The 12306-nt window shown below is 27.8% G+C and carries 11 protein-coding genes and 3 pseudogenes; 6 read left to right on the top strand and 8 right to left on the bottom strand.

What is annotated here, in order from left to right; genetic code table 11:
* The 3 genes and pseudogenes from RPL90_RS12015 to RPL90_RS12005 all read right to left on the bottom strand — a co-directional run.
* Positions 1-119 (bottom strand): annotated as a pseudogene (locus RPL90_RS12015) (butanediol dehydrogenase); the annotation flags it as partial.
* 383 nt (positions 120-502) lie between these two features.
* Positions 503-598 (bottom strand): type I toxin-antitoxin system Fst family toxin, encoded by a 96-nt coding sequence (locus RPL90_RS12010; protein WP_000493114.1) that lies wholly within the window; start codon positions 596-598, stop codon positions 503-505.
* Between the two features lie 388 nt (positions 599-986).
* Positions 987-1214 (bottom strand): annotated as a pseudogene (locus tag RPL90_RS12005) (IS6 family transposase); the annotation flags it as partial.
* Between the two features lie 119 nt (positions 1215-1333).
* On the opposite strand from RPL90_RS12005, the gene RPL90_RS12000 reads away from it, so the two are divergent.
* On the top strand, positions 1334-1654 hold the full coding sequence (locus tag RPL90_RS12000) for a hypothetical protein (protein WP_313550006.1): 321 nt from the start codon (positions 1334-1336) through the stop codon (positions 1652-1654).
* 1058 nt (positions 1655-2712) lie between these two features.
* Here RPL90_RS12000 and RPL90_RS11995 read toward each other — a convergent pair.
* The 5 genes and pseudogenes from RPL90_RS11995 to RPL90_RS11975 all read right to left on the bottom strand — a co-directional run bounded on the left by RPL90_RS11995 (position 2713) and on the right by RPL90_RS11975 (position 5361).
* Positions 2713-2895 (bottom strand): hypothetical protein, encoded by a 183-nt coding sequence (locus tag RPL90_RS11995; protein WP_313550003.1) that lies wholly within the window; start codon positions 2893-2895, stop codon positions 2713-2715.
* 132 nt (positions 2896-3027) lie between these two features.
* The gene (locus RPL90_RS11990) at positions 3028-3456 is read right to left on the bottom strand and encodes an Hsp20/alpha crystallin family protein (protein ID WP_167708169.1); all 429 of its coding nucleotides are present in this window, start codon (positions 3454-3456) and stop codon (positions 3028-3030) included.
* Positions 3457-3477: 21 nt separating this feature from the next.
* Entirely contained in the window at positions 3478-3645 is a 168-nt protein-coding gene (locus RPL90_RS11985; RefSeq protein ID WP_313549999.1) for a hypothetical protein, read from the bottom strand.
* 473 nt (positions 3646-4118) lie between these two features.
* Positions 4119-4385, bottom strand: a pseudogene (locus tag RPL90_RS11980) (protein rep); the annotation flags it as partial.
* A 16-nt stretch (positions 4386-4401) separates the two neighbouring features.
* Complete coding sequence (locus tag RPL90_RS11975) at positions 4402-5361, bottom strand: replication initiator protein A (protein WP_126557871.1); 960 nt, start codon at positions 5359-5361, stop codon at positions 4402-4404.
* A 431-nt stretch (positions 5362-5792) separates the two neighbouring features.
* Between RPL90_RS11975 and RPL90_RS11970 the strand changes: the two genes are divergently transcribed.
* The 5 genes from RPL90_RS11970 (at position 5793) to RPL90_RS11950 (ending at position 12213) form a co-directional block, all read left to right on the top strand.
* Positions 5793-6563: a DUF536 domain-containing protein gene (locus RPL90_RS11970; RefSeq protein WP_313549995.1), complete on the top strand. Its 771-nt coding sequence runs from the start codon at positions 5793-5795 to the stop codon at positions 6561-6563.
* A 220-nt stretch (positions 6564-6783) separates the two neighbouring features.
* On the top strand, positions 6784-8745 hold the full coding sequence (locus RPL90_RS11965) for a site-specific DNA-methyltransferase (protein WP_145371472.1): 1962 nt from the start codon (positions 6784-6786) through the stop codon (positions 8743-8745).
* Positions 8742-10967: a DEAD/DEAH box helicase gene (locus tag RPL90_RS11960; protein WP_145371474.1), complete on the top strand. Its 2226-nt coding sequence runs from the start codon at positions 8742-8744 to the stop codon at positions 10965-10967. Before RPL90_RS11965 ends, RPL90_RS11960 begins: the two co-directional genes overlap by 4 nt.
* Positions 10968-11179: 212 nt before the next feature.
* Positions 11180-11446 (top strand): hypothetical protein, encoded by a 267-nt coding sequence (locus RPL90_RS11955; protein ID WP_077460976.1) that lies wholly within the window; start codon positions 11180-11182, stop codon positions 11444-11446.
* A 215-nt stretch (positions 11447-11661) separates the two neighbouring features.
* Positions 11662-12213, top strand: a complete 552-nt coding sequence (locus tag RPL90_RS11950) for a recombinase family protein (protein WP_313550011.1) — start codon at positions 11662-11664, stop codon at positions 12211-12213.
* The last annotated feature ends 93 nt before the right edge of the window (positions 12214-12306 follow it).

Raw genomic sequence — 12306 nt, 5'->3', positions numbered from 1 at the left:
TCTGTACCACAAATGCCTGCCCAAGACACTTTAACTTTCACTTCGTTCTCTTGTAACTCTTTAGATTCCCGGTCTTCAACTCGTACATCTTTTTGGCTATACCAAACTGCTGCTTTCATTGATAAAACCTCCTTGTTTTAGTTAATTTAATAGTATGCCTTTTAAAAGTTGTTTTCAAATAAATTAATCTTTTAATATATTGTTTCTAAATTATTATATGAATAAAGTGTACTTAAAATTAAAAATATCTAAATACATATTAATATATTCATCGTTTCACTAAAAATAAATAAAAAAGAAAAGAAAACGATTATTAGTAATCCTATAATACTCTTTTTATTATTTTATCCTACTATATAGATCTTAATTTTGCATTCCTATCCACTATGATGTTATAATTTAGATAACAAATAGTGTACTAACATGATAAACACCGAGCCCGATAACTACTGCGAATAGTTATCGGGCTCTTTTGGTGTATTAGCTATATGTCGCCGCTAAATTATTTTTCACGATTATTCAGCCAATGAGAAAATAATGTGAGTATAACCCCTACTATGATAGGAGCTATAATAGTTACAAATAGTGTACTGAACATGATGTCACCTCCTTCCATGCTAAATACAGCACAGAAGTGAACGACGACCTTTGTATTATATCATTTCTAATCATTGAGTTACAGATAACTTCCGATAAGTTGGATTATGTAAGTTCGAATTAAAAACTGTTGAATTAACTTTTTATGTAAAAAGATGATTGTATTTGTTCGTATTTCAAAAATCACTCTTTGTTACTTTCAGTATATCTACTTGTACAACTATATAATATCATGATATTATATAGTTGTAATAAACGTATTTATAAATACGAAAAAAGAGCAACATGTTGCTCCACGAGTCCGTTCGAAAGACGGTGACTTTTCGGAATTACTTAATCATTCTTACTCGGTCAAAAGTTGGGAATGGTTATTTTTTTGGATTAATTTAATAAGTTCGATTACAAGACCAATGAATGCAATGAGGAAAATTCCAAATTTGATACAAAATAGGAGCATATTCTTGAATCCAACGGTAAATCGTTGAATGATGAACGTTAACACCACGTTCGCTTAATATTTCAGATATACCACGATAACTAAGTGCATATCTTAGGTAGTAGCCAACGGCTACAGTGATTACGTCTTTATTAAATTGCTTATATCTAAAATAATTCATAGAGAACGCTCCTTTTTTGTTAAAATTATACTATAAAATTAACTTTGCAACAGAACCAAAGATTATGAGTTTTATTTTCCTAAAGGAGTAAATGTTTTTATAATTAAGGAGGTTTTTAAATGTCGAAAGAAAAAATAACTAGAGAAGAATTAGGGAAACAAATGGTGGAAAATATTAGAATGAAATCAAATAAAAAAAATTCTAAAAGCCCTTCAAATGATCAATATGAAAGTTTTAGAACTAGAACATCTATTAAGATACACAGAGATTTCAAACCTTTATTCGATGAACTAGTAGCAGAAGAAAGAGAGAATAGAATAGATTTTATGGATATATTGTTAGTTTTCTACGCTCAAGAAAAGTATCCAGATATTTTAGAAGCTTTTAAAAAACAAGAACTAAAAACACAAAAGAAATTAAATAAAGAAACAAATTCATAAATACATTGGATGTTTATTTCCAGAGTTTTTTTATAAGCGAAAATAATTTTTCAAAATAAAAGATTAGAAAAATCATAAATAATCTTCTGATTTTTTATACCAAAATAGCTTCTAATAAATTTAAGAGATGGAAAAGTTAAAGTGAAAAATTGATAATATTCTTCACTAATTTTCCATCCCTTCTATTTTGAAAAATTAAAAGAAATACTTATTAGAATTACTTTATATATTAAAATATGCTCATTCATTTTCATCATTTTTTCGGAGTATCGGGAGTATTTATCTTAAATTATAGCAATATTAAATACTCCGTACTAATATAAAAGCCTTGAAATCAACATTCTTAATACTCTACGTCCCATTTTAGCTGGGACCAATTTCTAAAAACGGAGTATTGGATTTCACTATAATAATATTAATAAAAACCATTATTATTATGTGCTATAAAAGTTGTTATATCAATGTTTATAGAGGTTTTTAAGAGCAAACGAATGGAATGAGTGATAAGGTTGAAACTCCAGCTATGCTGGATAACACCCTAGGTGGTACCGTTTCTCCTTATGCTCATTTCTTATAAAATTTTTAGGGAGTATAAAATAGAGGATATGTATCAATAAAAAGCATTTTGAATTTGAATAACAACAATGTAATCATGCAGATTATTAAATACTAGGTGAGATAACGCTTGAATTTCAGTGTAAAAATAACGTCTTTAATCTATCGTTAGCTTTACCTAACTAGAAATTTTTCATAAAACTTCTGATCCTTTAGGCTTCCCAAAATCGATTTCTTTTTCTTCATAACGACCACCGTTTTTATAAAAATCTTGAATTTTTTCTTTAATTGACTTTTCTTTTTCCAATGCTATCTTCTCCTGATCTTCAATAATTTAATATCCTAAACGAATGTAAACTATTATTTATTCTAGTTTAACTTTGTAGCTTTACATTCTTCTATATTATTTAATTATACAAATGAAATACGCAATTCTTTTCGTGTTACATCAGCAAATAACCTCAGAAAAGCCATTGTTGGAAGTACACTCCATTTTCACTCATTTAAATAATTGTTCGAGGTACGCTTAGTTTTTGAGCAAGTTGCGTTTTTGACCATCCAATATCTTTCCTTAAGTTAACAAGAACTATTGCTAAGTCTAATTTTGTTCCTTGTTCGCTATATAACTTTTTTAATGTTGAGTTGTTATTTATATCTTCTTGAATTAATTTAGAAATTAATTCCATTTAAAATCACTACCTCTATCAATTATAATTAAACAAGAATGTTATTTCTATATAGTATCAAGACAAGAAGAAACTCGTTTCTTAAAACCCTAAAAAAGAGATGTGAAAATATTTTCACATCTCTTTTTTATATTAATTGATATCTATGACTTTTCTTTGACTATTTTCTGTTTTTGGTAAATCTACAGATAAAATACCATCTTCAAATTTAGCCTCAATATTATCTTCATCTATATTATTAAGTGAATACATTCTCTTCACATTACTATAAGATCTTTCTTTTTGAATCACTTTACCTTCATCATCTTTTTCTTCATTTACCTGATTATTTTCAGCAGAAATTATTAGCGTCCCATTTTCATAAGAAATATCTATTTGGTCTTTTGAAAATCCTGGGAGCTCTGCTTTTAATTCATATCTATCGTCTTTTTCACTAATATCAGTTTTTATACCTTGTTCATCAGGGAAATTACTAAAAAATTGTCTTCCAAAATCTCTAAACAATTCACTAGGTGTCATATCAAAATAATCTCTTCCAAATGGTTTTAAATCATAAGTCATAACAATCACTCCTTATCATATTTAACCTATTTTTTGATTCATATTTTTGACATAATCCAGATCATTTAAATACGCTTCCCAATTACTGTTAAATTCAAATTCAACAAAAGGGCTAAATTCAAATACACCCTCAAAATTAGACATATTCTTAAAAGGAATTAGTTTTTTTGAATTTTTATCTAAACTCATATCAACCCCTCCCTATAAAGCATATAACTATTTTCACTCTATATATAACATAAAGGTCAAAGTTGGTCAATAAATTTTCTCGGCATAAATGCGTGGTCTATTTATTTTTCTTTTCTCCAAAATAGTAAGATAAAAACACTCCCATACCACCAATAAAAACTGCAACAAAAACCCCAATCCACATTAAAATAGACATAGAAAACGCTCCTTTTTAAGTAAACTCTATCACAAGAACGATTTAAAATTTAAATACCTTTATTTTGAATTTTAAGGGGGTATTTTAAAGATTTAGGGGTCAATCATATAGTTTTATGCCTAAAAACATATATAAGCTCTTAAAACGCAAATATGAGCCTAATAAATATATGCTGTTTCACAAACAAAAATTTGAGCAAAACCAGTGTCGAATTTTTTAGACACTGCCCAGTTACGCACAAAATTATTTTTGTGCATGTAAACTGGGCAATTATTAGTTTTTCAAAATGCCAAATTGCCGTAATTGAATGGGCTTTTTCTTCTTCGTCTGTTGTTTTATCTTCGTCACTTATATGAATCAAATTGCCATCTTCGGCATCATCTAAATTTAAAATCTTATGTTTTTGTTTAAGCAATCCACCCCAACTCAACATACGTTTTCGGTCTAAACCTTTTTCCAAATCATTCACGATTGCTTGATTTCTTTCATCATAATTAAAAAAAACAGATGACTTAACCGAATATTTTGAGGTTGCTTTGATTGCTCCAAGCTTATTTAATTTACTGATTAAAAATATTATATTTAGCCATATTTTGTCTTCTCATATTGGCTGAATAAAGTTCTTCAAGTTCACTTAAAATTGTTTTCATTAAATACCCTTGCATCGAACTGATCGTTTCCTTTTGGCCTTTAACACCTCTATCATGTATCGCTTTTTTAACTCTTTTTAAAGCAGTTAATATTTCATCTTCAATGTGTTCTAACATGTAGTAAGTATCATCATGGTTTGAATTAAATGATTTTTTAGCCTTAAGTATTACACTTTTTATAATTTCTAAATCTGTATAACTGTAATTTAATAAATAAGACGTAAGTTGCTCTGGAAATTCTTGTATTAGTATTTCTTTATCATCTTGATTACCAAAGTTATTTGAAAATTGATTTGGATGATTTGAATGTGTATTGTTTATCGAAAAATTGTTGTATGTATCATTCAAATCATTCGTATCATTATGTTCAGTTTCTATATAATCAGTATTATTTAAGTCAGTATCATTAGACTGTGAATTTGGAAGTTCTTGACCACTTAAATTCATAGTTCTAGAACTTCCAAATTCATTGTTCTGGAACTGTGAATTTGGAAGTTCCTTGGTACGACTGGCTTCAATATCATAATTGGGTTTTAATAAGTATAATCTATTGGGTTTATTAAGGCCAACACGTTCTTGAGTTAGTAAATTAAAATTTACTAACTCTTTTTTTAATTTTATAATTTTTTGTTCTGCATAACCTAAGTATTCGCACAAATGTTTATTACTGAAAATAAAGTAAATGTTATTATTTTTATCTACCCATTCATTTTGGATGGATAATTCAAAACGATCTTTTAATAACGCGTACATAATTTTGGCTTCTGCTGACATTTTCTTAAAATATTTATCTTCAAATAAATATTTAGGAAGTTGATAAAACCTTTCAGTTTTTACTTGTGATAAATTGTATTTCTCAAAATTGGGCATAATAAAAACCTCATTTCCACTTTTTTGGATTGAGGTAATAAAACAATTTTTACGTAAGTTATATGTTTTGTGCTTGCACTTAAATGGTTAGATATATATAATACAAGTATCAAAAAAATATATAAACAAACGAATGCGAATCGTTTTATTACCGAGAGTCGATGCTACGCCAATAGCATCGACTCTTTTAATATCCATAAAGTAATATTAACACTTTTAAGGTAGTATATAAAGCGTTTTAAGTGTAGTTAAAAGCACATTATAACCTCAAAATGGCAAAATTTATTAATTTGATGTTAAATTAGGTGCCAAAAATACTCGATAGGCAGCTAATTAGGTGCTTAGGTACTAAATTAGGCGGTAAAAGATGAAAAAATTTTTGTTAGGTGGTAAAATTTAGGTACTAAATTAGGTACCTAAAGGCGGATATTATGAAAACTATTAAAATGCTTGCTGATGAATTGGATGTAACTAAACAAACTATTGTTAATAATGCTAAAAGCTTAAATATATCTTTTGAAAAAGAAAATGGAATTAATTACATTAATGAAAATGATTGTTTAAAAATTATAGAAAAAATCACTAAGAAGGAAAGTACAACGCAAAATAAAGAATCAGTAAAAAAAGAAATGTTTGATGAAAATACTGCAGAAGTTAAAAAGCATATATATAATAATTCAAATAGTTTTGAGACATTAAAAGCAAAAGCAAATGAATTAGAAAAGCAAATAGAAATCTTTGAAACTAGAGCTAAAAATGATGAAAAATATATTGAGAATCTAACTAAACAATTAGATCAACAAAATAGCAATGTTAATACATTAAATAAACTGTTGGAGAATCAACAAATATTAGCTTTAGAAAGTAATAAAAAGATTCAAAAACTAGAAAACCAATTAGAAGAAGAAAGACAACTTAATTATTCTTTTGATACAGCGACTAATGATAGACAAAACGTTAATCCGCAAGAAGCAACTTTTACTGAAGAATCTCAAAATATCAACCAACAACAAAAGAAAAGCCAACCAACAGAAACAGAAGTAAATCATAAGAATATAATTGAAGAGAAAAAAGATGGCAGTACAAACGAAGAAGTATTAGCGAAAGATGATAAACCATCTGAAGAAATAGAGAGTGGAGCTGAGGATAGGGAAGCAGAATCACCTAAAAAGGGGTTTTGGAGTCGTTTGTTTGGTAGCTAATATAATTGATTAGGCACTAAAAGGTTTATAACCTTTTAGTGCTTTTTTATATAGTGAGAACTTCTGATAATCATCGATTATGTTAACTACTATGCTACCATATATGTATATGGTGGCTGTTTTTGATATGATTGAAGTAACTTAAAGTATATGGAGTAAAAAATGAAAAAAAAGGGTTTTGGAAGAAAATTTTTAAAAATTAAGAATAGGAGATAAAACAATGCTAGGCAATCAATTTAGCGAAAGACCTAAACAAAATGAAAAAGAAGACTCAATTGCATATTTAAAAACTTTAATAGAAAACGCCAAAATAAGTAATAAAAAAGAAGATGAAGAAAAACTAGAAAAATTAATGTCACTCATCAAAACAAAAAAATATGGATTAATTTGGGAAGAACATGAAGAGAAAGTATATGAAGAAATGAAAACTAAAATACCTGTTTTTGTAGAAGATGAGAGTAAAAAAATTGAAAGTAATGATAATGAAGAAAAATTTAATTTCTTCTTAGAAGGAGATAATTTACATAGTTTACACCTTTTAGAAAAAACACATCTTGCAAAAACTGATGTTATTTATATTGATCCACCATACAATACTGGACATAAAGACTTTAAGTATAACGATCATTTTTTAAAAAGTGATGATTCTTTTAAACATTCTAAATGGCTTAGTTTCATGGAAAAAAGATTAACTATAGCTAAAAAATTATTAACTTCAGATGGTGTTATTTTTGTTTCTATTGATGAAAATGAACAAGCTAACTTAGAATTACTTATGAATGAAATTTTCGGATCTGAAAATAAAGTTGGCGAATTTATATGGAAAGGTCGCTCAGGTAAAGGGGGAACAAATAGTCAAATTGCTTTCCAGCATGAATATATTAAAGTGTATGCTAAAAATGCATCTGTGGTTAATTTTTATCAAATTAATAAAATATCTGATAAAGATAAAATTGAAAATCTTAGACAATGGGGAGATAATGGTCCATTTAGAATAGACAGACCTACAATGTTTTTCCCAGTTTTAATTAATCGAGAAAAACAGGAGTATTTATTACCAAGTGATGAAGAAATTTTAAAGTTATATAATCGATCAACAGAAACTTTTAATGATGATATATTGGAAAATTTAATAAAAAAATATCAAGCATTAGGTTATTCTGTCGTATTACCTAAAAGAGAAGATTCAGAAGATGGATTTGGTCGTTGGAGACAGGGAGTACCAGGTTTCAAAAACCTGATAAATGAAAATTTGTTAAGTTATTCTGTCGATAAAAATGATAACATTGCTTTAAAAAAAATAATTCCTTCTGGTAAAGAAAGTACTATAGCAATTGATTCTATACTAGAAACATTTGGCACGTCTACAGAAGGAACTAAAGAAATTAAAAGAATGTTTGGTAAAAAAGTTTTTGATACTACAAAACCAATTGATTTAATAAAATACCTTTTATTTTTAGGAACATTTAATAAACCTAATGCAATTATTTTAGATTTTTTTGCAGGGTCTGGAACAACTGGAGAAGCAGTTGTTGAATTAAACAAAATAGATAATGGGAATAGAAGTTTTATAATTGCAACCAACAACGAAAATCATATTGCTGAAGAAGTAACTTATCCTAGATTAAAAAAAGTAGCAGATGGATATGAGACACTTGCTAAATTCAAAGATGTTGTTCATGAAGAGAAATTAACTATGACTAATTTAAAAAAAATGAATTCAATTTTAGAAAGGTTCGAAAATATAAAGTTAAATAATAAAAATTATTACGATAAATTGACGATAAAAATTGACGATGAAAAGATTAAACTTTTTGGAGAATACAATAAAAATTCTATGGTACCACCGGAAAATCTTAATTTAAAATATTTAAAAACTAATTTTATAAACAAGGAAAAATTCCCAGATATATCACTTGAATATGAATTACTAAAACATGTAACTACACTTATAGAGCTTCAATTGGGTATTGACTCTTCTAATCCAAATGTACAAATTATTATGAATGAAGAACAACTTAATAATCTTTTTGATAAGAAACAACTAACTAATAATTCTATATTGTTTTTACATCCAGATGTTTTTTTTGATGACAAACAAAATCAACTGATCAAAAATTTAAATATCGAAATACAAGAAATACCTAGGTATTTCTTTGGAAAGGAACTGTGGGAAAAATGATAAGTTTAAAGAATTTTCAGCAAGATGTTGTAACAAAATTATTATCTTTTATTTCTCCTGAATACCCCTATAAAAACTTAATGATAAAGGCTCCGACAGGATCAGGTAAAACACTTATCTTGTTATCATGGATTAATGAATACATTCAATCAACAGACGACAATGTAGCTTTTATTTGGTTTACCCCAGGAGCAGGAGAACTTGAAGAACAATCTAAAAACAAAGCAAATTTGTTTTCAAGTATTGAGGCTCAAAATGTGGATGAAGCTTTACTTGAAGGATTTCAAAAAGGAACAACAACTTTTATTAATTATGAGAGAGTTGTAGGAAAAAAATCTAAAGCTATGTTGACAGATAGCGAACATGATAATTTAATAGATAAAATTGACCAAGCTGTACAAAACGATCGTCACTTTGTAATTATTATAGATGAGGCTCATAGAAATGATACTCATAAAGCACGTGATATAATTTCAAAATTTAATGCTGATAAAATTGTGCGTGTTTCCGCCACAATTGATAATTCAAACCTATCTACAAATACAGAGTATTTTGAAGTTATTGAAAAATCGGTAATAGATTCTGGTTTGATTACTAAAGCTGTTATTGTAAATGAAAATCTAGATACATCACTTAATGGAACAGACGAATTTGCAATTTTATTTCAAGCAGCTGAAACAAAACGTAAAGAAATTTTAGAAAGTTATTTAACTAATAATATACAAAAAATCAACCCTCTTGTTTTAGTACAAATCCCGGATAATTCTACAAAAAACCTATCCGAAAAAATAGAAACATATATTCAACAAAAATTAAATAAAACTTATGAAAATGGTAAATTAGGTGTTTGGTTATCGGAACAAAAACGTAATATTAATGATGTGGTTAACCACAATAATCAAGTAGAATATTTGATTATTAAACAAGCTATCGCAACTGGTTGGGATGCTTCACGCGCTAAAATTTTAATTAAAATACGTGAAAATATGGGAGAACAATTCACCATTCAAACACTCGGTAGAATACGAAGAATGCCTCATCCTCATATTGGTCATTATAATATTGATTTACTTGATAATGCATATCTTTATACTTTTGACACGGACTTTTTAGATGGTGCTTTTTCTTCAGGTTCAGCTGTTTCTCCAACACCTTTATTAAAATTAAAAGAAAAAGCTTTTTCTTTTAATTTAATTTCTGAACGTATAATCAATTATGACGAAGTACTCAATGAAAAGAGCATACTTAATAATATATATAAAGGTATGAAACAGCATTTCTCTTTGACAAATAATTTTGATAATAATAAAGCTATATTAGAATCTCAAGGATTTATATTCGGAGATAAAATATTAACTTATTTTAAACAAGGAAAGTTTGATACATTACAAAATGCAGATAACCTTATCGATAGAGAACGTTGGATTAACGCAGATTATAGAGAAAATCGTTTGGATTTATTACATGCTTATCATGAATTAGATAGAATCACTCATCTTCCGGTTTCTAAAGTAGAAGCAATGTTAAAAAAATATTTTTTAAACAACACATTTAATACAGACTATTCCATTTTGAAGTTAAATATAAATGAATGGACTGCTTTTATATTAAATAATTGGAAGAAATTGAGAGAAGAATTTCGAAACATCGATATAGACCAAGCAATTCAGGGATCATTTAATTTAGATAATATTAAAAAAAGTGATTTTACCATCCCTTTAACAGAACGCTATACCTACAACCCCAAATTGCCAGATGTAAAAAAAGTTACTACTAATGTTTATGAGAATTATACAACTGCATCTATTGCTGTACGCCCTAGTTTAGTAGAACGTTTGATGGAGCGATGGTTAGAAGAAAATAAAGAAATTATTGATTTTGTATACAAAAATGGCGATAAAGGTCCACAATATTTTTCATTAGTTTACAGTACTAATGGAGGGGTATCCCATTTTTATCCTGATTTTATTATAAAAACTAAAAAGGGAGATACCTATATTATTGAAACCAAAGGTGGCAAAGATCTAAAAGGAAATGATAAAAACATGGATCCTTATACACCTGCAAAATACGAAACACTTAAAAGATATGCTTTAAAATATAATGTTAAATGGGCTTTTGTACGAGATGTAAATGAAGAATTATTCTATCTTAATTCTGGAAATTGGTTAGATACAATTGAAAATAACAATTGGAAACCTATAAGAAATTTATTTGAATAGTTATTAGCATTTTAATTTATTTTTATTTTCAGTAAGATTTACAAAATTTCTCGAAAATAAAAAACAATTAAAACAAATAAAAGAACGTAAAAAAGGATTCTTACAGAAGATGTCTGTGTAGTTCTGATAACGGCCTATTATGTAAACTATTAGAATAAGTGAGGAAAATATTGTGAATCATTATGAAGAAAACTATAAAGGGGGTTTAAAACATGAATTTCAGAAGAGACATTACAAGTTTCAAAAGAGAAGAAGTTAATATAGTTACAGATTTAATATTCAATAAAGACGTTGAATCTAATGAAGAAATAATAAATAATAAGCTTGTCGATAAAGAAACAACGGAAGAAATTATTAATATTTTAAAAGTAGACGGTTATATAGATTATGAAGTATCGTTAAATGGTATAAGTATTAAACCTTTATGCGTTCCATTAGATTCATTAATTCAAGATGGATTATACAAACCTGAACAATAGTGAGTTAAAAACATTCGTTTTTGACACAAATCCTCTCAATATAAAATTGAGAGGATTTTCCTATATATTTAAGTTTTAAAACTTTTGTTATAGTCAATGTCTCATAAGTTTTAAAAAACATGAGTTTTTAGACTCTGACAGAGGGTTTCATTTGCATCGAGAAACACATCACGTTAATAAGTGGTCATAAAATGAATAAAAGAGGGTGAAATTAAATAGCTAAAATTGGTTATGCACGTGTATCAACACAACATCAAAGTCTGGATGGACAGATTGATACACTTGAAGACTATGGTTGTGAACGTATATTTAGCGAGAAAGCAAGTGGCCGAAAAACGAAAAGAACGGAACTTGATAAGTGTTTGGATTATTTGCGTGAAGGAGATATTCTAGTTATTTATAAACTAGATCGTCTTGGACGTACAACGAAACAGTTAATTGAGTTGTCTCAATGGTTGGATGAAAGCAGTATTGATTTACATATTATAGATATGAACGTATCAACCAATGATGCAATGGGCAAGATGTTTTTTACTATGATGAGTGCATTTGCGGAACTTGAAGCTAACTTATTAAGTGAACGAACTAAAAAAGGACTAGAAGCAGCAAGAGCAAGAGGCCGAAAAGGTGGTCGCCCTTCATTACCTGACCACAAGAAAAGAGAAATCAAGTTCTTATATGATGAACAAAAACATACGGGTGAAGAAATTGCGAAGCAAACAGGTGTTAGCAGGTCTACTGTTTATAGAATAATAAAAATGAAGTAGTAAAAACAATTAATCACAGAAAGAAAACTAATGAAAGGAGAATCTTCAAATTAGAGATTCTCCTTTCATTAGTTTTTATAATCTATATTATAA

The sequence above is a fragment of the Staphylococcus kloosii genome (assembly GCF_032139365.1).
GTDB lineage: Bacteria > Bacillota > Bacilli > Staphylococcales > Staphylococcaceae > Staphylococcus > Staphylococcus kloosii_A.
Note: the sequence above shows the minus strand (reverse complement) of the source record. Positions and strands in the feature narration are given on the sequence as shown.

What these genes read in the sequence shown, in the direction of transcription:
- RPL90_RS11960 (WP_145371474.1), top strand. Translation starts at nt 8,742, where the DNA reads ATGATAAGTTTAAAGAATTTTCAGCAAGATGTTGTAACAAAATTATTA.
- RPL90_RS11985 (WP_313549999.1), bottom strand. Translation starts at nt 3,645, where the DNA reads ATGAGTTTAGATAAAAATTCAAAAAAACTAATTCCTTTTAAGAATATG.
- RPL90_RS11995 (WP_313550003.1), bottom strand. Translation starts at nt 2,895, where the DNA reads ATGGAATTAATTTCTAAATTAATTCAAGAAGATATAAATAACAACTCA.
- RPL90_RS11970 (WP_313549995.1), top strand. Translation starts at nt 5,793, where the DNA reads ATGAAAACTATTAAAATGCTTGCTGATGAATTGGATGTAACTAAACAA.
- RPL90_RS11955 (WP_077460976.1), top strand. Translation starts at nt 11,180, where the DNA reads ATGAATTTCAGAAGAGACATTACAAGTTTCAAAAGAGAAGAAGTTAAT.
- RPL90_RS11975 (WP_126557871.1), bottom strand. Translation starts at nt 5,361, where the DNA reads ATGCCCAATTTTGAGAAATACAATTTATCACAAGTAAAAACTGAAAGG.
- RPL90_RS12010 (WP_000493114.1), bottom strand. Translation starts at nt 598, where the DNA reads ATGTTCAGTACACTATTTGTAACTATTATAGCTCCTATCATAGTAGGG.
- RPL90_RS12000 (WP_313550006.1), top strand. Translation starts at nt 1,334, where the DNA reads ATGTCGAAAGAAAAAATAACTAGAGAAGAATTAGGGAAACAAATGGTG.
- RPL90_RS11965 (WP_145371472.1), top strand. Translation starts at nt 6,784, where the DNA reads ATGCTAGGCAATCAATTTAGCGAAAGACCTAAACAAAATGAAAAAGAA.
- RPL90_RS11990 (WP_167708169.1), bottom strand. Translation starts at nt 3,456, where the DNA reads ATGACTTATGATTTAAAACCATTTGGAAGAGATTATTTTGATATGACA.